We start from the raw sequence: 21853 nt of genomic DNA, 5'->3' as shown, positions 1-21853 counted from the left end.
CTCAACAAGCTAGGTGTCGAAGATTATATATCATTTATCAGGGAAAGCTAGCGCCTGACAGGCTGCCCTTTCAAACTGGCGATTGCTTCGGCAATATTGTCTGAGCGATAAACGTAATTGCCGGCCACGAGAACATTGGCACCGGCTTCCACAACTGTTTTGGCTGTTTGGTCGTTGATGCCACCATCGACGGAAATATGCACGTCACGACCAATCTCATTGAACATCTGTCTTATGACACGGATCTTTGGTACCACGGCAGGAATAAACTTCTGTCCTCCAAACCCAGGATTGACGGACATTACAAGCACTTCGTCGATGTCATTCAAGACATATTGCAGAGTTTCCGGCGGAGTCGCCGGATTGAGAGAAACACCGGCAAGCTTGCCAAGAGAGCGGATGTGCGACAGGGTGCGCTGCAAGTGAGTACAGGCTTCGACATGAACAATAATGTGATCGGCGCCGGCTTCGGCAAAGTCAAGCAGAAGTTGATCAGGATTCGTCACCATCAAGTGAACATCGAGAGGTAATTTTGTCTGTTTGCGAATTGCCTTAACGACTGGTGCACCGATTGTTAGATTGGGAACGAAGTGTCCGTCCATGACATCAACGTGAATCCAATCGGCTCCAGCCTCCTCAACCCTCTTGATTTCGTGACCGAGGTTGGCAAAGTCAGCTGAAAGAATTGAAGGCGCCACCAGTGTTTTCATAACGCATCCTATGTGAAGTACCTGTATCGCCAATAATGCTAACCACGGGCGATAAGGTTATTATCCTATGAAACGCCCTACCGAGAAGATACTGCTATTAAGGAAATATATGGACTTTAAGCTCACTGAAGATCAAGATCAGTACCGGCAATTAGCCAAAGATTTTGCCGCCAATGAGATTGCCCCGAAAGCACATCAGTATGATGAGTCGGCAGAGTTTCCGATGCCTCTAATCAAGCAAGCTTTTGAAATTGGCTTGATGAATACTAATGTGCCGGAATCGCTGGGTGGATTAGCTTTGAGCCCTTGGGATTCGTGTTTGATTACCGAAGAATTGGCAGCGGCTTGTCCGGCCATCGCGTTATCAATTGCAGCAAATAATTTGGTACTGGCTCCAATAATTTTGCATGGCTCGGAAGAACAGAAAAACGAATTCGTTGAACCGATTGCTTCGCAATTGTCTTTTGCCTCGTGGCTTGTTGAGCCGTCCCTTATGTGTAATGGTGCAAGTAAGGCTGGTTTCACTTATAAGAAGAAGGGAGACGAATTAGTCATATGCGGCTCTCGCAAAATGGTGGCAAATGCTTCACGCGCGAAATGGTTTTATGTTCTTGCCTCTGATGAGGACATGCGTAGTTTTGTAGCAGTTGTAGTTCAGGCAGATGCTTCCGGAATTAAGATTTCCGACAGGCGAAGTGAATTGGGTTTAAAGGCTCAAGATTTTCGTGATGTGATATTTGATAGGGTAACCGTTTCTGCCAAGCAAATGATCGGACAAGAAAACGAAGGACTTCAACTGACCAAGAAGGCTTTCGAGTATGTGCTGCCGCAGATTAGTGCATTGAGTGTGGGAGCTGCCCGTGCTGCGATGGAACATTCAGTAGTCTATGGCAAAGAAAGAACTACCTTCGGCGTTCCAATTGCCAATCACCAAGCAGTGTCATTTATGTTAGCCGATATGGCAAAAGACATTGAAGCCGCACGCTTGATGATATTTCAAGCCGCTCATCTCATTGGTCTTGGAGAAAATGCAGAGAATATTGTTTCAACTGCAAGAGTTTTTGCATCAGATGCAGCCACACGGATTGCCACCGATGCTGTGCAGATTTTCGGTGGCTACGGTTATTCACGCGAATATCCTGTAGAGAAGCTTATGCGCGACAGCAAGGTTTTGCAGGTGTATGAATCAATTGGAGCTTCCTCTAAAGCGGCAATTGCCAGACAATTAGTTTCAGCTCGATAACATGGATATAGTCAAAGGTCAGAAGGTCTTCGTCAAGGCGCCTCCTTATTACGAGAAGGAGTACCTCTATGAAATTGTCAGCGCCGGCGAGAAACAAATTCGCGCTAACTTATATAAATCGCCGACTGTTAAAAAGATTTGGAGCCGTGAGGAATTCTTGCTGCTTATCGAGATGGGCGTTGTTCGTCCGGCCGGTGATACTGATGATGGTATATCTTAGGCAGTAGGTGCTTCTTGCCATAGGCTTCCATAAATGTCTTGAGGGCAAAGAAGAAAATCAAAAGCGAGCCGAGAAATATTGCCAGCATCCACAGTGCTTCTCTGACTGATCTTACTATGAAGTAGTTTTTCTTGACTCTCTCGAAGGAAGAGTGTGAAAGGTTTTCGTCAAGGCGCTTAGTGACACCACCCCTCATGGCTGTCTTTATGCCGCCGTATTTTCGCAGGTCGGTTTCGGACACTGCATGTCCGCATGCCAGACAAAATTTCAATGGCATATTCATAATCGCGCCGCAGTAGGGGCAATCAATAGCGGGCATTTTTTCCTTGGCTACTTAAGCCTCTTTGTCGTAACGCGCGTGCATTTCACCTATCGCTTGCTTGTCTTTTGCAAGCGATTCTTTGTCGTGTTGCAGCTCGAGAATGCGATCTTTAAGCGCAACAATCTGCTGTTTGATTACCTCTACTTCTTCCTTGATTTCATTTTCCGTGTAAGTAAAGGCTGCCGCTAGTGTGGAAAAGGCATTTTCCAGCTCAGTCTCTGCCATAACGATCGTCCTTTCTGATTTGCCTATTAGATTAATACCCAGATTATTGTACTTAATTGCAGGTCGGATAATCAGGTATTTTAAACTACTCCAAAAGCCCATAGTGTCATTGGAGAGCCTCCTGTGCTCATTTTTTGGTCTTTTGAACCTGGTAGCTTGGACTGGTTTGGGCAAAAGATTCTGATAACACCGGATGGAGGCTCATCGGACTGGGTTTTTGACGGCAGGTACGACACTTACTGCAATTGGTAAGAAGTGCCTCTTAAAATACTGCCGTTGTCGTAAAAAACCTGAATGAACCCTTCTGGTGTGACGTTAAGGTCTCTTATTTGAGTTTCTTTGAACTCGTAAATTGAGTCCTTATCCGGATGGTCCCAGCCGACAAGCCACTTGCCCCGTTCGTCTCGAATATATAGAGCGCAGAGAGCTTCTTGCATCCGCCAGCGAAGTTCAAATAGTTTGTCTACATGACCATTGTCGTCGTGGTGAAACAGCCGTACGCAGTCATCCGGATATTTTATGGCAGTAACAACACCATTTTGCGCCACGTAAACTTTATTTCTATCTGCTGTCTGAATCATAGTAAGCATCCTCCACTTCCTCGTATCCACTATGTATGCGACTAGGAGGAGTTTTGGACAAGTCTCTATGAGTAAGCCGGCATATTAGTAATGAAGTCTGGCGTCGATAGACACTTGTCTGCCATATCCTACGCTAAATGGAGTGGTTGTACCCACAAAATGCGGACCGTCAGCGAATCTTACAATTGAGCCGTTAATTGGATCACCACTTGGTAAATGTCCAACGATGCGGCCACCACCAATTCTCTGCAGCGCATTTTGCGGGAGATAAATGTCTGTATCAATATAGCTTGAATGAAATTGATCTCGCCAGTGTCTGCTATGTCCAGTAAGCATGGGTCCACCCATGGCTGCAAGTGAATCATAATTCCATGATCCATCCGGATTTCTGAATTGATCGTCTGAAGCCCCAGCCTTCATTCTGTTGTCGGACACATAAACAGGTTTTGGATAATTTGGCGATGCGTCAGTTGGTGGGTTCTGCGGGGGTTCTTCCAATTGGTGCCGTTCTCGAACATTTCCTATGTAAGCGCCTGAATTGGTACGTCCAACTTCTAAATTGTTTGTTGGTTGTTGTGGCTTTGGTGCTTCGGATATCTTGAACTCATTGGATTGCAACTCATGGACGCCTTTTGTTTGATGTTGACGCGAGTATTGAGTAAATTCAAAATCGACACTTTGCTCTGAAAATGAACCATTTGCGCCATTGTCTGCAAAACTGACTCGTATCTGCTCACCACTTTGGGTAATGTGAATTTCCGGAAAGCCAAGTTTTTTTAACTGCTCGTTTTGACCTGCAGCTTCGGACTTCTTTGCCAGTTCCTGGAGAAATTTGGCTTCATTATTGGCGACATTGCCACCGGCCTTTTCCATGCGGTAAATCTCATCGCGAAATTGGTTGGCAGCGCCTTGTACCTGATGATTCTTCAGCTTTTCAAAGACAGAATCAGCCGCTTTTACAGGATCTCTGGCTTGGTCTACCATTGCGTTACCTTGCGTCATTACTGGTTAGGAATAATGTACTTTATTCCCAGGCAAGTCAGTTTTCAATTTACTAGTAGATTAAATCGCCCGGCACCTGCCATTTTATGGCTTTGTTGCCTAGGCTCATATTCGTCTTGGGTTTGAGTTTTGTCAGGCGTTGCGCTTCATATAATTGCTTTTTCAAAGCCTCAAAATCTTGTTGACGTCCCAATTTTTTGGCATAAGTTTTGGCAATGCTAGTTGGATAAATCGCTTCGCCAAAGCGCTCAGCCTTCATGCAGGCTGAAGCCAGCGTTTGATTGTAAGACAACTGTGAAGTAGGAGATTGGTAAAAACGCATTGCTAAATCGCAAGCGTATCTCGCCATCGCGACGGCTTCTATTGAGCGATCTTGTTTTGTTAGAATTTCTGCTAATTGCCGAAGAGCTACCGGTTGCAACGGATCTACGATGGCGTCTTGCAATAGATCTAATGCCTGCTTGAGTTCAGTCTCCGCTTCGGCTAATTTAAACTTTGCATGCAATTGCGCTTGATGAATTAAGATGCCTGCTCTAGTGTGATCATCTTTTGGATCTTGGTTGTTCGCAATCTGCCATGCTTGTTTGTAGGTTGATTCTGCTTCTTCTGTTTTTTCGGCGCAAGCAAATGTTGTTGCCAAAGCATCAAGTGGACAAATCAGAGATGGATTTGATTCAGCCAAATCCCCTTTTCGCTTTGCCACCAGCGCCTGAAAAAATTGCTTTAGGTTGCTGCACTTGCCCTGCTCGCTAAGGACGCTCATCAAGCAGCGGATATTTTGATCTTGCCAATTTTGATTAATAGCAAATGTATTGGATAATTCCAGTGCTTGTCGCCAGTACTGTTCACACATGTCTAAATTGCCGGCTTGGCGTGCTGATGAACCTTTTTGCATGAGCTGTAGCCATAGGTTCTGATTTGCCGTAGTGTCATTGGCCAAACAAGGACTAAATGGGGCAACGAGAAATAAGCCTGCCGCGATAAACGGAATTAGGCGAGACAAAATCATTTGATACTCCTGGTTTAGATGCCGGCCCCATGCAAGAAAACATCCACTGCGTCCATGGGGGGCATTGGTTCTGTAACTGTTGCTTCCGGTGTTTTAATTAATTGTTTTACCTGAGCTTCAAGGGCGAGTATGTGGTCTTTTAGGCTCTTAATTGCCTCTGCTTCAATATCAGGTACGTCGTCGGAAACCTTTTGTCCGTCTCGAGAAACAACTCTACCTGGTACACCGACCACAACAGAATTGGATGGTACATCTTTTAGTACGATAGAAGCGGATGCAACTTGAGAGTTGTCACCGATTTGCAGTGGTCCCAAGACTTGGGCTCCGCTGCCGACGACTACACCTTTGCCCAATGTCGGGTGACGCTTTGTGCCTCTGGCGGCAGCTCCGCCACGAGCCGCAGCGCGAGCTCCCAATGTGACATTCTGGTAGATGATTACATCATCACCAACTTCTGCTGTTTCGCCAATCACAACGCCCATACCGTGATCAATAAATACACGGCGTCCCAATATAGCGCCTGGATGAATTTCAATGCCGGTGAAGCTACGCACTATTTGAGAGTTCAAACGTGCAATTAATTTGCTCCCCGGAACACCTGAGTTCCAGATGGCATGATTCATTCTGTGAATGGCAACTGCGTGGAATCCGGAATAGCAAAGCAGTACTTCCAGCCAATTTCTTGCAGCCGGATCCTTTTGCTGAATGCTTGCTATATCTTCAAGAATTGACATTGCTATGCTTTTGCTAACTCAGCTGCCGGTTCTGCCCAAAGTGCAGTTGATAAATAACGCTCACCTGTAGACGGCATAATTGCCACTATCAATTTTCCTTTGTTTTCAGGTCTTCTGGCAAGCTGCAATGCTGCGCAAATGGCGGCACCGGAACTTATCCCACAGAGAATACCTTCTTCTTTGGCTAATCTACGACCGTAGATGAAAGCCTCGTCGTTGGTCACTTTTATTACTTCGTCAATTATGGACACATCTAGAATTGACGGAATAAAACCGGCGCCAATGCCCTGAATTTTGTGCGGTGACGGCTTCAATTCTTCCTTGGCCATTGTCTGGCTTATGACCGGGCTATCGACTGGTTCAACAGCGACACATTTAACAGAGGGCTTGCGGGATTTTAGAACTTGTCCGACACCGGTCATGGTGCCACCTGTTCCGACACCGGCTACAAAGATATCGACTTTGCCGTCTGTATCGCGCCAAATTTCTTCAGCGGTTGTTTCACGGTGAATTTTGGGATTAGCGGGGTTGTTAAACTGTTGGGGCATATATGCGTTGGGAGTTTGAGCAACGATTTCTTCCGCTTTGGCAATTGCCGCTTTCATGCCCATGATGCCTGGTGTCAAGACAATTTCTGCACCAAGTGCTGTGAGCAATTTGCGTCTTTCCATGGACATTGTGTCAGGCATAGTGAGAATAAGTTTGTATCCTCTAGCTGCTGCCACAAAGGCAAGAGCAATTCCTGTATTGCCAGATGTCGGCTCAATAATTGTTGTTTGACCAGGTTTGATAAGACCGGCTTTTTCCGCCTCGTTGATCATTGATACGCCGATGCGATCTTTGACTGACCCTAGAGGATTTAGCGATTCCAGTTTGACGGCAACCGTTGCACCAAGACCTTCCGTTAGGTTATTGAGCTGTACTAATGGAGTGTTGCCGATTAGATGTGTTATGTCTTTAGCTATGTTCATTACTTCTTCCTTAGTGCTTCTTCTTCAACTACAAACTGGTTCATAGTTGGTATCGGAGGGAAATAACAATGGATTGAGGCATGGCGATTGCCATGGTCGGCGCAAGTATTGGCTGTGACCTGGTGAATATCTTCTTTCTCGAGGATGAGGACTTCACCTGGCTTTTGTACTGTCATGCTTGTCGGACGAACTTTATTGCCCTCAATGCGTTCAAAGAATTTGTTACTGATTGAGCCTTGATAAGGCACAACGACTCCCCAGGAGCCACCATGATCGTGCGGTGGACTTTCTTGATTGCCCTGGAAACAAGTAATGACTACTTCAACATTTTCCGAGCAGTAAACCTGTTTCCGCGTGTAGCCCTCGGCAGACCAGCACAAGTGCTCGTCTATGCATAACTTTTCTTCTACGAAGTTGGACAGGCATTTAGCCAGCTCGTCACGAGATGACTTGCCTTGTGCAACTGCTTCGGCTAGCTCGATAACTCTAGAAAGGGACATTTAGTAAGAACCTCTGTACGCAAGATTAATTTGAGGAGGACTAATCATAGAGCAAATCGCCGGAAGTAGCCTTGAATCCGCATAAGCTAGCGGTTTGAGCAATTGGCTGCCAAGGTTAATTGTGCTCGCTTTTTAGATTAAAACTACCCATAATATTGACATCTTAGTAAATTTCATTGGCACTGGCGATATCTGGCGCTTGGAAATTAGTCTAAAAGTTGCCTGGTTCGGCTAGAAGCAAGAGCCCAAAGGCACTTCAAATGGTTTTTAAAGCCACGCCTGATGGGAAAAATAAGTACAGGTAGGACTTACTAACACTATGACTGGTGATAACAGCAGAGAGACGCCGAAAGGCTCAGACGAAGGTCTTGAGCGGCGTAAGGCTGCGCCTGCCGGCTCGGATAAACAGGAACTGACGAGCAAAGCCGATGCCGGGACCAAGGAGCAAACCGAAGCCAGTCAAATACTGTCGCAAGCAGCTAACGTGACGACCGATGATAGCAATGCCCCGAAGAGTGAGCTTCCGCCGAAAACCGAGCTTAAGGGACTGGTTGCCATGCAGGGGGTTCTTGATCCTGCCGGCGAATCGCTGATTAAAACCGGCGACGATATGTACGAGAGAATGTTCAACAGCTCACGTGAAACAAAAGCGGAGACCGGCATCGGTGAGCAGTTTTGGAATGAATTGCCTGCGGAAAAACAGGTAAAAGCAATTGACGAAAAGATAGAGACAAAATCGAGTAAATCGACTGACGGCAAAATCTTTTTGCAAACCGGTATCACCGAAAGCGTATACGAGAAGCCGGAACCTTCGGTAAAGGAATCTTCTGCGAAAGAAAAGATCGTCACACAGTCTAAGGAAGTTATGCCGGCGAAGGAAGCCGCACCGGCTAAAGAAACCACAATTGCGAAAGAGACTACTCTGGACAAAGCAATTACGCCTGCTAGTGAAGTAATTAATGCCAAACAACCGACTATCACAGGTAAGGTGGCTGAGGTCAAAGAGACGACGGTTATAAGCGATGAGAAAAACGCGCACGTGCCGTTCAACACGGAAAGCAAAGTTGTTTTACAGATAAGTGCAACTGAGTCCGTCTATAAGACGCCTCCTGTAGTAGGCGAATTGCCAATGACGAAGATTGCGAAGGATGATCATGTTAAGCCTTTGATTGTGGAGAAACCAATTGGAAAAGGAGACGTACCTTTTCCCCCGCCGATATCAGATGTAAAAATGCCGGTGGCAAATAGCGGCACAGCTATTGATGCCGGTGGTCACACAATTGGCCACTGGTTTGATGGCGGCAAGAAGCTGGTCATTAATTTGACAGTAGACGCGACGCCAACAAAAGACACACCTCCTCCAAAATCTACAACTCCTCCAAAATCTACAACTCCGGTAATTAGGCCCTCGACTGATTTGCGTGGTGACTATCCGTCGCCGGGTGTCATTGCGGATGCGAAGGCTGATACGCCAAGCAAAGGCAAGCCAGCAACCACTCCAAGAACCATTTCTTCGATTCCTTCTGCGCCGACAAACATTTCTCCAGCTAGAAGTTTTGAGCCGCCGGCTGAGACTCAACCACTGACACGTCAAACGAGCGATGTCCGTATTAGTGAAACTCCAGCTATGCCGGTTGCAACAGATCGTCCGGTAGAGAAGCCGGCTCAAAGTAAAGACATCATGCGAGAGGTGGTGGCAAAAGCCCCTGAGCCTAAGCATGATGTTGCCCGCGCCGTCGACAACATCACCAAGGCGGTTGCTCCAGTGCAAGAGCATGCAGACACTAGTCACCCATTAGGCGCAGCACTTGTGCAGAAAGCAAGCATTGTGCAAAGAGATGTGCAAGATGCAATTACCGGCAAAGGAGCCCAGCAGGATAAGGCAATTGCTTCTCTTGATACCAGCGTGAAGGACTACAACAAGTTGGTTGAGACAAATAAAGCAACGGCACCTATTGCAGACAAGTTGAAAATATCTGTCGCGGATGTGTCCGTTGTTAAGACTGCTGCTGAATTTCAACGTTTGGAAAATGCAAAAACAACTGAGTCTCAATTCGTGCTGTCCACTAAGATAGACAATTTGTACACTATGCGCGATTTGGCGCATGCGAATTTGCTCAAGACAATTGATCTTATCGAGCAATCAAAGGACGCAGATACAACTGCTCGGTTAGTGCAGACAGTGATGATTCTAAGTCTGGCAACCAACAGGGATTTGTTATCTCATCTGTATACGGACATTTCCGCCGCCACGCTCTATAGAGCTATTTCTGATTCCACAGCAACGATTAGCTATGTTTATCCACCCGAGAGATCACCAAAAATGGATTTTGCTCCGGAGCGCGAAGCTTTGGCAAAAGCCGAAACAAACGAAGGACAGTCCGTCAGGCTAGATAATCCGGTCAACCCAATTTTTTCAGCGGTGACAATGAATGCCGGCGTCAACGAGTCAAAACAAGAGTTCGCTAAGGTTGTCGAAGAACGTGCAGAAAATCAACGCATTGAAAAATTGCCGGATTGGATGAAACCATTTGGACATAGAGTCCTTTTGTCACCAGGTACGGTATCGTCGCCCGAGACAAGCAAGGTGATTGCTTTTGTGCAACGCACTCGAACTCATTTGGCAGACGATGCCAGAATCGTATCGCCGACATTCAAGCCTTTGTCCACCCTCGGAAACAGACACACCCTCACTGGACGAATGCAAGGTATTCCTGGAATTTTAGGTGGTTTTGATGCCGTGTCTCTAGCTCAATACAACCACTTGATGCAATTGCTGCACACCGCAGAGGATGCACAGCAGGCAATGTTGCTTAAACGCTATCCATACCTGGCAAACGATGCACAAAAACGGCAATCAGCACTCTTTGTCAGACCTGACTCACGCGTCGATTTCGGTCCAGGCTATAGCCTAGCGTCGACTTCTACAGCAACCGCTTCCGGACAACAGGAACCACCTTCTACCGGCGTCGGACAAGGCAGCAAACCTAACCAGGATGAAGAAGCTTAATTTCTAAAATAGCTGGAATTGGCGCCCAGTTCGTAATTCTCCCACTGACATCTGTCTGATTTTTGTCTAATCTGTGCCTATTCTGCATAGGTTCGGTTGAAAGCACCGACGTTTAGAGATGTGGTGAAGCGATGACTTCGCAGACTGGGCAGTTTGAAGACGATAAGAAAGGTCCTGAGAAAAGGACTCTGCAAGGCTGGGTACAAAACGACCTGGGCGCTTCGTTTTCGAACGCAGTTGAGCAAGATATCTTTGATCCGGTAAAGAATTTTGCCAATGACATTGACTGGTTGGCTCACGGTGGCAAGGCTCAGCCGGCGAAACAGACTGAAAAAACCAAACATGAGCCGGATGATTTTGTAGGTAAGTCTACTGATTTCTTTGTGCATGGTTCTGTAAGCGCTGTCACTTATTCGGTGGCGGGGCTAATAACGCAAACAGTCGGCAAGAAATTTGGTACGGCTTTTAAGCTGGGCGAATCAGCCATTAAGGTGTTGAGCAACAAAACTGTAGGCAACGTAGTTGGTGCCGGCGTTCATGACTTTTACTTGAACGCAGATAACATGCAGGGACGTGTTGCAAATGCCGCTGGTGGTGCCACTACTATGCTCATGTATGACGGCGCAAATCATCTCTTACCGGCCAAGTATCGATTCACGAAAATTGCCGCTCAACCGGTAATTGGTGCAGGCAGTGCCGTGGGCGGCTATTATGCGTCCAGCTTGGTTGCCGGCAAAGAAATAAATCAAAACGATCTGCTAAATGTCTCCGGTGAAGGTGCCGCTTTTGGAGCAACTTTCCCGCTTGCGCAAATGGCTTTGGGTAAGTTTGGTAAATTCCACCTAAAAGCCAGGCATGGTGAAGCGAATGTGCACGCTAGCGCAGAAGCTAAATATGCTAGCGCAGAAACCAAAGTACAAGGTAAAGCTGAGTCGAAGGTTGAACCAGTACCGACTTCAAGAAAGATTCCACTTCTCCAATGCAAAATTGAGCGGAACTTTGTAATTGATAATGCGAAGTCTGCCGATGCAGGGTCTGGTACTTTCAAGCTCAAAGCATCTTCTGAAGCAAAATCTGGCGAGCCTATCGAGAACCAAACTAGAAATCTCAAAGCTCAAGAACCGCAAGGCAAGGCTGAACCGAAAGCTGAGCTGAAAGCCGAGCCGAAAGCCGAGCCGAAGGCCGAACCGAAGGCTGATACAGCTAAGGCTGTCGAGCAGAAGATAGTCGAAGCAGAGACAAGAAAAGCCGATGCAAAAGAAGTTCAAGTAACTGAAGCAGAGACAAGAAAAGCCGATGCAAAAGAAGTTCAAGTAATTGAAACCGAGACAAGAAAAGCCGATGCAAAAGAAGTTCAAGTAATTGAAACCGAGACAAGAAAAGTCGATGCGAAAGAAGTTCAAGTAACTGAAGCCGACGTTAAGAACGCCGAAGTTGAACAAGTCCGTGCACAAGACACTGCAACTGTCACGACCGAGTCGCAATTGGCAGAAGGTCAAGTCAGGGAAGTTGCTCAAGCCGAAGTCGATGCAGTCCAGGTCAAGGCCGCAGAACCGAATGTAGCGGAAACAGAAGTTGTTGAAGTTAGAGAGGCGAAAGCAGTTGAAGTTGCACCTGTTGAGACTTCAAATCCATTCAGCGCAGAGCGGATAGCTGCTTTTGAATCCCAGTTTGGAACCAAAGGCGATTCAAAGATCGAATTCAAGTACGAATCTAAATACGGACAGCCTTCACTTGTTTCTGGTGTCAATGCCAAATTTACTTCTTACGCTGTACCATTTACTGCAGTAGGTGGTAGCATCGTGGCGGCGCATTCTGCTTCCAATAGTGACGATATTACAATCACGGGTCCGACGAATACTTGGCAGTCTTTATTTGAAGAGAAGCAATATGAGAAGTTCAGCAAGCAACTTCCTGATTGGATGAATGAATTAGGATTCCGAGTCGGATTATACTCGCCGCCAAGTGAAGCAGCAGAAGTTGTCTCAGCTCAAATTCATCCGGCTTTCAGAAGACTTCGTTTTACGCCGCCTGCTCAACCAACTACTAGTTTTACAAGAATAGTAACGCCGTCGTTTTCTCAAACTTTAAAGGCTTCTGACAGAGGTCATTCGCTAAGAGGTCCAAATGCCGGCATGTCAGGGATACTTGGTGGATTTGATGCTGATACGCTTGCTCAGTATGACGAGTTAAAAGGTACAATGCCGGAGTTGTTTGGTTCGACGAAGCGTTCTTCCGCTACCTCTGCTGTGACTAGAGAGGCGATGGTCAGACGTTTTCCATTTCTCTCACAAGACAGCCGTCATCAGTCAGCGCTTTCTTATTCAGTTGAGAATACTGAAAGTGCAAATGTCGGTATGATGGGAAGTGGTGGCAGCCTAAATAATGATCCGGCAATGCCGGATCCGAGCGTGTTAAGCTACGCTGCTCAGCAAGCAACAGTTCAAGCGACGAAGCAGTAAAAGTTATTTTGAGCCGTTAGCCGAAGATCTCGCATCTTAGAGACGTGAGATTCTTGGAAAAGGGCGCATTGCATGCGCCCCTACGAGAAGCACGACAAACGACGCTACGCTACGAAGCGCTTCAGTACCAATACTGTGTTATGTCCGCCGAAGCCGAGGGCTTCAACTAGGGCGGTGTTAATCTTGGCTTCGCGAGCTACGTTTGGTACATAGTCGAGATCGCATTTCGGATCCGGATTATCGTAGTTGATTGTTGGGTGGACCATATTGTCTTGAATAGACATAGCAGTGACGGCTGCACCCAATGCGCCTGCTGCTCCAAGCATGTGTCCCGTCATGGACTTGGTGCTGGAAATTGGAATCTTGTAAGCATGATCACCAAAGACGGATTTGATGGCGATTGTCTCTCGCTCGTCATTCAGTGGTGTCGATGTGCCATGAGCATTGATGTAATCAATATCTGATGGTTTCATTTCCGCTTCAGCTAATGCTTCTTTCATAGCGCGAGCAACACCAGCACCCTTCTCGTCAGGGGCAACAATGTGCGTGGCATCACAACTGGCTCCGCCGCCGACTATCTCAGCAAAAATCGGAGCGCCGCGCTTCAAGGCGTGATTCAGTTCTTCCAAGATGAGGATAACGGCGCCTTCGCCCATGACGAAGCCATCGCGGTCAGCTGAAAATGGACGGCTGGCACCTTGTGGATCGTCATTGCGCTTGGATAATGCCATCATCTTGCTGAAGCAAGCGATTGCAAATGGATTGATTGAAGCTTCTGTTCCGCCGGAGATCATTACATCGGCGCGATTGTTCTTGATGTACATGAAAGCATCGAATAATGCATCCAATCCACTTGCGCAGGCAGTAGCATCGCTCTTTGCGCGGCCTTTGGCGCCGTATTCAATGGCTACTTGTCCGGACGGAGCATTAGGCATGAGTTTGATGATTGAACGCAAGCTTATGCTGCGTGGGCCGTCTGCCATCAGGCGCATCTGTTCAAAGGTTGTCGTAATTAGACCACCAACCCCTGTACCGATAAAGGTACCGACGCGCTCTGGATCTGCTTCCTTGCGAATATCGAGTACGGCGTCTGCCATTGCCAATTTGGAGGCAACCATGGCGAAAAGCGTAACGCGGTCCATCTCTTTGAGCATGGAACCCCATTTACGTCTGTCCGGGTAAAAGTTGGTGATGTCGAAATCTTTGACCTCAGCGCCTATCTTGACATCAAGACGTTCAGCGTCTGGGTCGAAAAGGCTTATGTAACCTGCGCCGCTTTGTCCTGCAAGAAGGTTTTTCCAGTTGTCTTCCTTGCCGATTCCTAGGGGACTGACCATCCCTATGCCTGTAATAACGACTCTTCTGTTGCTTCTGATCACAATGTAACGCTCCGGTTTCGCTTTTTACGGTTGCCCCGACAACTCACTGGGTTGTCTCCTTGCTTGCTATCCAGCAACCGAGGTTCGCTTTGCCGCGCATTGGGTCTTTTTCAAGTCCGCTCCGTAGCTCCTTCGTCGCTACTTCGCTACCGCAACGCTTGCTTCGCTTGTCCAATTTTTGTGTCTTCGCTTGCCATCCAGCAACCGAGGTTCGCTTTGGCGCGCATTGGGTCTTTTTCAAGTCCGCTCCGTAGCTCCTTCGTCGCTACTTCGCTACCGCAACGCTTGCTTCGCTTATTTTTGGACCATTGGCAATTCTAACCGTATAAGGCGGTCACTAGCTAGTTTTATACTTTCCTTTTGGCAATTATTTAGGTTCTGTATATTGTTTTGGCTGTATTCCGCAAATCCAAGACTGGATTTGGCGTCAAAATTGTTGTCAAATGACTAATTAGAATTCATTTGCGGGGTGCTCTGACAAGAGGCTCTAATTACCACAGTTACGTTCGCACAATTGAATCGGTCCTGAAATGCGCAGCCTGATTGGGAGGGCGTTATGGGCGTTTTTGTAGGTATAGCAGTTTTATTGTTTGCTACATTTGTGACTGTCATAGTCAACGATCACACAACGATTGGCAGCGAATTCGTCGAATAGTTATTCTTCGTCCCAACCACCGGTAATAATTCCACCGTCTAGATCATCGACGCTGTCCCACGAACAGTCGAGATCGTGGCTGCCGCCGAATTTGTTGTAATCAAAATCAAGTTCTTCGGCATGATCAAGTCGCGGCGTCCAAATAAGAGGCGGCGTTGCTTTGTTGCCACTTTTTTGGCGGCGCATTTCTTCAAGGACATTGGCGTGAAACGCTTTTTCTAACTCGCTGCCAACTCTTTTGTAGTCGGGCTCAAACTGGGCGACGATGTTCCAAAAGCGTTTGTTGTGAGTGGGTTCTTTGACGTGTGCCAGCTCGTGCAAGACGAGATAGCGGCGGCCTCTTTCCGGTACATTTTCAATTGCGTAGCGAGAGAAGGTAATGATGCGCGTGTGGAGATTTATTTGTGCCAGACGCGAATATTTGGCTGACCCAATCCTGACACCGCCAATGGTGACACGCAAGGTGTCTTCGTTGACTTGCCGAACATACTCGGTCATGAAAGTCAGATAGCTTGCTTTAGCAGCAGGAGCAGGTGCCTCTGCTTGACGACGAGGCTGCGGTGATTTTGGGAATTGGATTTCCAGTTGCTTCACGAAACCCCCTGAATTGACGGTATGATAAGTGGTTCAAATCTTGAACGTCAAATGAAGAATCTTACTCTCATTACTGGTGGTGCCAGATCAGGCAAATCCAAATTGGCTGAACAGCTTGCGCTGGAATCCGGATTGCCTGTCGTCTATCTTGCAACCATGGAAGTCTGGGCAAATGACAAAGAGGGAGTCGCTCGTGTTCAACGGCATAAACAGCGTCGTCCTCACGATTGGACAACGATTGAAGTTCCTGTTGATGTGCCGGAGGCAGTCAATGCACTGACTAGTGGACCAGCGGTCGTGATTTTAGATTGCTTATCCGTATATGTGTCCAACCTATTGTTGGAGAGATATGAGGATGGGCAAGATCCATATCTATACGAGAGTGATGTAGCAACAGCAGTGGACAAATTGCTGTCGGCAATTTCTGATCACGCCGAAAAGAAATTCATTTTGGTTACTAACGAAGTTGGCTTTGGTGTGGTGCCGGACACAGTTTTAGGCAGAGCGTACAGGGACTTTCTTGGCTATGCCAACCAATGGGTAGCACAAATTGCCGACGATGTTCGTCTCATGTGCTCCGGGTTGCAAGTCAAGCTTAAGTAATTACTGAACAGCCGGTTTTGCAATTTTCGCCAACAGAATTTTTTTCCATGGGCCGTTATTTAAAACAGCGCCCAAGGTCACGTCGGTAACTGGAGGACGTTTAACTGCCGTTGCTACTGCCGGTTTTGCTCCGGTATTCCACTGCTCAAGCATTTGTTGATGATCAGCTTCTGTTCCTTTTGTCCAAAGTATTTTGAACTTCGCCCAGGTCAAATCAAAATTCAACATTGCTTCGCGAGATGCACTATCGGGGGCATTGCGATATTTATCGCAGATGACATTGGCGAAAAGTTTGCGATTGTCTTCGGCGTCAACAGTGCGTCCGGGGTGATTTTGTTCAAAGATGAAACAAGCCATGTTTGCATAAGCCTGAATAGCCGCATCAGTCAGAGGTGGATCGCCCGGCACTGCCACGCGTTCCGGTCCAAGCAACTGTGCGATAACTTCCAATTCTCCGCTGGCTTTTTCCGACAAATTTGATGGATTTTGCTGAGCGGTACGCAATTCGAGGCGCAATAGAGCTTTGAATAAGTCCTTGTAGTTTTCCAACTGTGCGGGCATGAGTTGGCAAACGCGTTTTACGGTTGGCCAAAATTCCATAACACTCATAACTTCGGCGCTCTGTCCGGCCATTAATTTGGCATAGAGACTTTGTTGAACAAGCTTTTGCTGTTGCTCCGTCAGCTCGTTGTCCATGGAGACCAATTGATACACTTCAAGCCAAGCTTCTACAGCTTGTGCCTGGCGATCTTTTTCTTTCTCAATGGGGGCAGTTGTTACAGGCAACATAGACATGCGGTTGCTCTGTGGCTTAGCTTTGGCGTCGGGATGGAAAGCCGGTTTGACCTTGGCGTCATAGCCCCAATCTGTTTTAAGGGACTTAGGAGGCGTGGTTGCGCCGGCAATTGACCCCATTAATAGGGAGCCTACTGCTAACGAAAGGTTAAGGAGACGGATGGATTTTTTCATGTCCTGCCTGCTGTTCTGTACCGGTTTGTCCCAATTATATTCAGTTGTTTAAAATGGGAACAGGATAATCTTGCCAAGGGTATGCTAATATCGGGCAGGAAGCCCACAGGGACACCAATATGGCAAACTTAGAAATACGCTATTTTCCAGACGATGTACTGCGTCAGCATGCCAAAAAGATAAGTTCTTTTGACAATTCGCTGCGCAAACTAGCTAATGACATGCTCGAGACCATGTATGAACACAACGGAGTTGGACTCGCTGCTCCGCAGGTAGGCATTTCTAAGCAGATGATGGTTATCGACGTGGCTCCGACAGATGAGCCGCGGCGCCCAATCGTCTTCATCAACCCTAAGATTGTTGAAGCTGATGGCGAAATGGTCGGCTTGGAAGGTTGCTTGAGCTTCCCTGATGTCTTTTTTGAAGTGCGCCGCGCTAGCCGCGTTGTTGTTCGCTATCACAACCTCGCCGGCAAAGAGCAAAAATTAGAAGCTAAAGGTGATTTACTTTGCCGTGCCATTCAACATGAAATGGATCACCTCGATGGTCAGCTCTTCATCGATAAGGCTGTATCGAAGCTTGTAGCTGATTTGGAACTAACCAAGCATGGCTTTGATGGAGTCGCTGTTGAAGTTGCACACAAGGACGAAACAATCGTTGTAGATGCCAATTCACAGAAAGCACTAATCGGGTAGTGTCAAAGCTACAGCGAGAACGCAGCGTCGCGAGGAGCGATGCGGAGTGAAGCGTGGAAGGTCGGATGGCTAGCGAAGGCGGAGTGTAACGCAGCCGGAGCGTAAAAATACAGTAAGAAGTGGTTGAAAACAGCGCGGATTACCATCGGCGGCATTACAATCGGACTAGGATATACTTTTGTTGTCCCGGTGAAGTGGAATTGAATCAAGACTTGGCTAAAAGCAAGATCGCAGTTGATGGATCTGTGGGCAGCAATGTCCTCGAGGTCACCATCACTTCGTTTGGCTACAAACAAGGACCGCCGCCTCCAGCGCACATGGTTTTTGATGTGCGTTTCCTGCAAAATCCTTATTGGGAAGAAACGTTAAGACCATTGACCGGGTTGGACAAGCCGGTTAGCGATTACGTTTTACGTCAAGCACTGGCACAAGATTTTTTGAATACGCTTTCCTCGATGCTCTGCACTATTCTGCCTAGATTTGCTGATGGTAAATGGCGTGAATTTACCGTCGCCATTGGTTGTACCGGCGGACAGCATCGTTCAACAACTATTGTCGAGGCGTTAGCTGCCAGGCTTAAGGATGCGTTGCCGCAGTACAAAGTAGCGAAGCAACATCGCGAACTGAATATTGGCTTTGCCGAGTCTTGCGTTACCGATGAAGGACTCACTGGACAGGAAGCTATGCGACCAAACCGCGAGGAGAGGTCATGAACAAGGAATTAGCGCATAAACTTAAGCGACTGACTTTGCCGGGACTAAAGCGATACATCCTATTTGTGCTTTTGGGTGTCCTGGTTATCGTTCTGGGTGTGCTCCTGCTTCTGGGCTTTCACCCAATTACCCTGACGGGTGTTTTCATTCGTGAAATTCTTGAACATGCGGCCGATGTATTGCCGCACAGAATAAGCGGCATTTTGGCAATTTCAGTTGGGGCGGTACTTATTAGCGTGGCTTTTGCCAGAACGCTTACTTACGTAGTAGCGTCCTATTTACCGGAAGACAGAGAATCTATTCCCGACATCTTGTTGCGCCGTGCCCAGTTGGAGACAGGACCACGCATTGTAGTCATAGGTGGCGGTACGGGGCTAGCCAACTTATTGAAAGGTCTAAAAGTCTATACCAACAATTTGACTGCAATTGTCACAGTAGGCGATGACGGTGGATCGTCAGGACGCTTGCGTGAAGAAATGGGTGTTCTGCCTCCGGGTGATATCCGCAACTGTATTACTGCATTAGCCGATGAAGAAAAATTGGTAACTGAACTTTTCCGTTATCGCTTTCAAACTGGGCAAGGACTGGAAGGGCACAGCTTCGGTAATTTATTCCTGACCGCGCTTTGCGAAATTACACATGGCGACATGCTTCAAGCCGTGAAAGTTGCCAGCCGCGTTCTGAATAGTCGTGGACAAGTTTTGCCGTCAACGCTCAATTCCATAACATTGGTTGCGAAACTGGAAGATGGCAGAGAAGTGCGTGGTGAGTCGCACATTGCTGAAGCGAATGGACACATCGCTCGCATGTCGGTTGACCCGGCAAATCCGGAGCCGGCACCTGATGCTATTGATGTAATCATGAATGCCGACTTGGTTGTGCTTGGTCCTGGTAGTTTGTATACATCGATAATTCCGAACTTGCTTGTACAGGGAGTATCAGAAGCGATTAGACAGACATCTGCTCGCCGAATTTACGTCTGCAACGTAATGACTGAACCTGGTGAAACAACAGGCTATACAGTTGGTGATCACGTCAAAGCATTGCTTGAACATTCCGGCTGTGCCATGGGCGAAGGCTATAAATTTGTTGATGCGGTATTAGTGAACGAGGATATTCCGGAAGAAGGGTCTCCTGATGCTTCACCAAATTTTGTCACCTACGATCCAAACCATGTGCGTGATCTAGGAGTGCGTCCAATTAAACGCAACGTAGTAAGTCACGACAATCCGTCGCAACACGATGCTACTCAGTTGGCGGAAGCTCTTATTTTCTGGTACTCTCGTCGTAAACGTAACAAACGCCGCAATGGCAAGCCGGTTCCGCTTCGCCGTCGTGTAGCATCGCTGTTTTAATCACGAGTTCAACGAAGTACGCATTTGTGCGTCATCCTGGGACCCTTTGGGTTTCCTCAGGGCAGGCTTGGGCGGAGGATCTCACGCCATGCTAGTCTTGCCAATCATTTAGATAAATTACCGACCCTAAGCTTTTAGTCTTGCGGGCATATTCAAGATCCGCTGTTACGAATGTGCCACCTTCTGTTATAGCTAGCGCATGGTACGAAGCATCGTAGAAGGTGACTTTGTACTTGGAGCTAATTGATAGAGTCTGATTAAGCCAATCTGTTGTCCACAAAGGCTCATCCAGTCCAAAGCGCACGAGCTTTTCAATTAGAATGGCAGCGTGTTTGGGTAGTTGTCGCCCGAGGGTATTACCAACTTCGAATAACCACAATGATGGTACTTTGAGTTGCAACTCGTCCTTGATTGCTGCCTGCAGAATAGAACCTGCTTTTAACTGTGCAATCTGATCTGACTCGTTTACGACCCACTTAATCAATACGCACGCGTCTGGAACGACGACAGTCATTTGGTGCGCCTTCGGTCTGACCTAATTAAATCGAGGGTTTCTTGAGAGTCAAGTGTTGGCAATTTGCTTCTCAGCTCATCCATTTCTTTCGCCACCTGTGCACGTCGTCTCATTAGTAGTCGATCGGCAATCGCTTGGTTAATAAGCTTGCTGCGTTCTCCGCGCGGCACAGTCTTGAGACTTTCCCAAACTTGATCTTCGAGTATTACGTTGACGCGATAAGACACTTGTTACTCACTTTTGTACATCATTTATATACACATTATAATTACATACGATCGATATGTCAAGCGGGGCTGTGTTCTGAATCGATTTAACCGACCTTAATGACGGTGCGCCGTATTGGCGGTAATGTTGGCCTATGACAAATTCAACTATTAACCAAGGTGACAAACAGGCAATCGGCAAAGCCATTGGGCGTATTGCGTCAGGCGTCTACGTTGCCACAATGAATCACAACGGACACAAAGACGGCATCTTGCTTTCTTGGGTGTCGCAAGCCGCTTTTGAGCCGCCAATGCTCACTGTTGTTATTAAAAAAGAGCGCACGCACGTAATGGATGCGATGGCTGTTGGAAAGACTTTTACACTGAACGTCTTGTCCAAGAAAAACATGGACATGTTCAAGAATTTCGCTAAGCCATTTGCTGAAGGCATGGATCGCTTCGAAGGACTGGAAGTGGTATCAAATCCTGAGGCTGGACCAATTCTAGCGAAATGCGTAGCATTCATGAATCTAATAATACGCAGTACAACAGATGCAGGCGATCACGTTGTACTTCTAGGTGAAGTAACAAACGGTGGCATTCTGAATGAAGACGAGCCACTAGTACATTTGCGCAATAACGGCTTTCAGTACTAAGTCTTTGACCTCGACGCTAAAAGTTTTAAACAGAGTACCAATAAAAAGAGCACCAGGCAGTCGAGCGTCACTGCGCGTTGGGATTTCGCGGTGAGGCTTTCGAAGAAATCCTTTAGAGCACTTATTGGTTGACCTAGCATCAGGTAAGATTCAGCACGATATCGGTGTGCTGTTTTAAGGTCAGGCGAGAGTTGAATTGCCTTGCCGAAATCTTCTACCGCTCCCTTATGCTCTCCCAATTGAGCTAGTGAATAACCACGGTTGTAATAAAATGGCGCGTATTCAGGATTGAGTCATATCGCCTTGTCGAAGTCTTGAATCGCCTTCTCGTGCTGTCCCATCTGTGTCAAAGTGTAGCCACGGCAATTGTATGCAATCGAGTCGGAATTATCGAGTTGGATGGTCTTGTTAAAATCTTCAATCGCCTTTTGGTATTGTCCCATCTGACCGAAGGTGTACCCGCGATTACTATAAAAGTGAGTGTATTTCGGATTTAGCTTGATGGACTTATTGTAGTCGTCCATT

The 21853-nt window shown here is 47.2% G+C and carries 23 protein-coding genes; 9 read left to right on the top strand and 14 right to left on the bottom strand.

Annotation, left to right across the window (positions count from 1 at the left end):
- Positions 1 to 47: 47 nt before the first annotated feature.
- A complete protein-coding gene (gene rpe / locus K2Y22_16485) occupies positions 48 to 710 on the bottom strand; it encodes a ribulose-phosphate 3-epimerase (protein MBX9880057.1) in 663 nt (220 codons plus the stop codon).
- A gap of 109 nt (positions 711 to 819) precedes the next feature.
- On the opposite strand from rpe, the gene K2Y22_16480 reads away from it, so the two are divergent.
- Positions 820 to 1953 carry an acyl-CoA dehydrogenase family protein gene (locus K2Y22_16480; GenBank protein ID MBX9880056.1) on the top strand — a complete coding sequence of 378 codons (1134 nt, stop codon included), beginning with the start codon at positions 820 to 822 and terminating at the stop codon, positions 1951 to 1953.
- Between the two features lies 1 nt (position 1954).
- A complete protein-coding gene (locus K2Y22_16475; protein MBX9880055.1) occupies positions 1955 to 2173 on the top strand; it encodes a hypothetical protein in 219 nt (72 codons plus the stop codon).
- 334 nt (positions 2174 to 2507) lie between these two features.
- Here K2Y22_16475 and K2Y22_16470 read toward each other — a convergent pair whose 3' ends face one another.
- The 7 genes from K2Y22_16470 to K2Y22_16440 all read right to left on the bottom strand — a co-directional run bounded on the left by K2Y22_16470 (position 2508) and on the right by K2Y22_16440 (position 7517).
- On the bottom strand, positions 2508 to 2720 hold the full coding sequence (locus tag K2Y22_16470) for a hypothetical protein (protein MBX9880054.1): 213 nt from the start codon (positions 2718 to 2720) through the stop codon (positions 2508 to 2510).
- Between the two features lie 236 nt (positions 2721 to 2956).
- Positions 2957 to 3301: a hypothetical protein gene (locus K2Y22_16465; GenBank protein MBX9880053.1), complete on the bottom strand. Its 345-nt coding sequence runs from the start codon at positions 3299 to 3301 to the stop codon at positions 2957 to 2959.
- A gap of 84 nt (positions 3302 to 3385) precedes the next feature.
- Positions 3386 to 4285 carry a hypothetical protein gene (locus K2Y22_16460; protein ID MBX9880052.1) on the bottom strand — a complete coding sequence of 300 codons (900 nt, stop codon included), beginning with the start codon at positions 4283 to 4285 and terminating at the stop codon, positions 3386 to 3388.
- 70 nt (positions 4286 to 4355) lie between these two features.
- Positions 4356 to 5312 (bottom strand): hypothetical protein, encoded by a 957-nt coding sequence (locus tag K2Y22_16455; GenBank protein MBX9880051.1) that lies wholly within the window; start codon positions 5310 to 5312, stop codon positions 4356 to 4358.
- Positions 5313 to 5326: 14 nt separating this feature from the next.
- Entirely contained in the window at positions 5327 to 6046 is a 720-nt protein-coding gene (gene cysE / locus K2Y22_16450; protein ID MBX9880050.1) for a serine O-acetyltransferase, read from the bottom strand.
- A gap of 2 nt (positions 6047 to 6048) precedes the next feature.
- On the bottom strand, positions 6049 to 7017 hold the full coding sequence (cysK, locus tag K2Y22_16445) for a cysteine synthase A (protein MBX9880049.1): 969 nt from the start codon (positions 7015 to 7017) through the stop codon (positions 6049 to 6051).
- Entirely contained in the window at positions 7017 to 7517 is a 501-nt protein-coding gene (locus tag K2Y22_16440; protein MBX9880048.1) for a cysteine dioxygenase family protein, read from the bottom strand. The genes cysK and K2Y22_16440 overlap by 1 nt, the downstream gene beginning before the upstream one ends.
- Before the next feature lie 319 nt (positions 7518 to 7836).
- Between K2Y22_16440 and K2Y22_16435 the strand changes: the two genes are divergently transcribed.
- A complete protein-coding gene (locus K2Y22_16435) occupies positions 7837 to 10527 on the top strand; it encodes a hypothetical protein (protein MBX9880047.1) in 2691 nt (896 codons plus the stop codon).
- 131 nt (positions 10528 to 10658) lie between these two features.
- Entirely contained in the window at positions 10659 to 12989 is a 2331-nt protein-coding gene (locus K2Y22_16430; protein ID MBX9880046.1) for a hypothetical protein, read from the top strand.
- A 104-nt stretch (positions 12990 to 13093) separates the two neighbouring features.
- Here K2Y22_16430 and fabF read toward each other — a convergent pair whose 3' ends face one another.
- Entirely contained in the window at positions 13094 to 14368 is a 1275-nt protein-coding gene (fabF, locus tag K2Y22_16425; protein ID MBX9880045.1) for a beta-ketoacyl-ACP synthase II, read from the bottom strand.
- Positions 14369 to 15023: 655 nt separating this feature from the next.
- Entirely contained in the window at positions 15024 to 15617 is a 594-nt protein-coding gene (locus tag K2Y22_16420; protein ID MBX9880044.1) for a M48 family metallopeptidase, read from the bottom strand.
- 51 nt (positions 15618 to 15668) lie between these two features.
- Between K2Y22_16420 and cobU the strand changes: the two genes are divergently transcribed.
- The gene (gene cobU / locus K2Y22_16415) at positions 15669 to 16220 is read left to right on the top strand and encodes a bifunctional adenosylcobinamide kinase/adenosylcobinamide-phosphate guanylyltransferase (GenBank protein MBX9880043.1); all 552 of its coding nucleotides are present in this window, start codon (positions 15669 to 15671) and stop codon (positions 16218 to 16220) included.
- Here the strand turns inward: cobU and K2Y22_16410 are convergent, their stop codons facing one another.
- Positions 16221 to 17189: a hypothetical protein gene (locus K2Y22_16410; GenBank protein MBX9880042.1), complete on the bottom strand. Its 969-nt coding sequence runs from the start codon at positions 17187 to 17189 to the stop codon at positions 16221 to 16223.
- Positions 17190 to 17308: 119 nt separating this feature from the next.
- Here K2Y22_16410 and def point away from each other — a divergent pair, with 119 nt between their 5' ends.
- From def to K2Y22_16395, 3 genes are all read left to right on the top strand, one after another.
- Complete coding sequence (def, locus tag K2Y22_16405) at positions 17309 to 17884, top strand: peptide deformylase (protein ID MBX9880041.1); 576 nt, start codon at positions 17309 to 17311, stop codon at positions 17882 to 17884.
- Between the two features lie 200 nt (positions 17885 to 18084).
- Entirely contained in the window at positions 18085 to 18597 is a 513-nt protein-coding gene (locus K2Y22_16400) for a hypothetical protein (protein ID MBX9880040.1), read from the top strand.
- The gene (locus tag K2Y22_16395; protein ID MBX9880039.1) at positions 18594 to 19952 is read left to right on the top strand and encodes a YvcK family protein; all 1359 of its coding nucleotides are present in this window, start codon (positions 18594 to 18596) and stop codon (positions 19950 to 19952) included. Before K2Y22_16400 ends, K2Y22_16395 begins: the two co-directional genes overlap by 4 nt.
- Positions 19953 to 20043: 91 nt before the next feature.
- Here K2Y22_16395 and K2Y22_16390 read toward each other — a convergent pair whose 3' ends face one another.
- A complete protein-coding gene (locus tag K2Y22_16390) occupies positions 20044 to 20466 on the bottom strand; it encodes a type II toxin-antitoxin system VapC family toxin (GenBank protein ID MBX9880038.1) in 423 nt (140 codons plus the stop codon).
- A gap of 361 nt (positions 20467 to 20827) precedes the next feature.
- On the opposite strand from K2Y22_16390, the gene K2Y22_16385 reads away from it, so the two are divergent.
- Complete coding sequence (locus K2Y22_16385; GenBank protein ID MBX9880037.1) at positions 20828 to 21328, top strand: flavin reductase family protein; 501 nt, start codon at positions 20828 to 20830, stop codon at positions 21326 to 21328.
- Here K2Y22_16385 and K2Y22_16380 read toward each other — a convergent pair.
- Together K2Y22_16380 and K2Y22_16375 are read right to left on the bottom strand one after the other, a co-directional pair.
- On the bottom strand, positions 21325 to 21567 hold the full coding sequence (locus K2Y22_16380; protein MBX9880036.1) for a hypothetical protein: 243 nt from the start codon (positions 21565 to 21567) through the stop codon (positions 21325 to 21327). The genes K2Y22_16385 and K2Y22_16380 overlap by 4 nt on opposite strands.
- A gap of 54 nt (positions 21568 to 21621) precedes the next feature.
- Positions 21622 to 21852, bottom strand: a complete 231-nt coding sequence (locus K2Y22_16375) for a tetratricopeptide repeat protein (GenBank protein MBX9880035.1) — start codon at positions 21850 to 21852, stop codon at positions 21622 to 21624.
- Position 21853: the final 1 nt, after the last annotated feature.

The sequence above is a fragment of the Candidatus Obscuribacterales bacterium genome (assembly GCA_019744775.1).
Taxonomy (GTDB): Bacteria; Cyanobacteriota; Vampirovibrionia; order Obscuribacterales; family Obscuribacteraceae; genus SBAT01.
The sequence above is the reverse complement of the archived record's forward strand: the minus strand, read 5'-3'. Positions and strand labels throughout refer to the sequence as shown.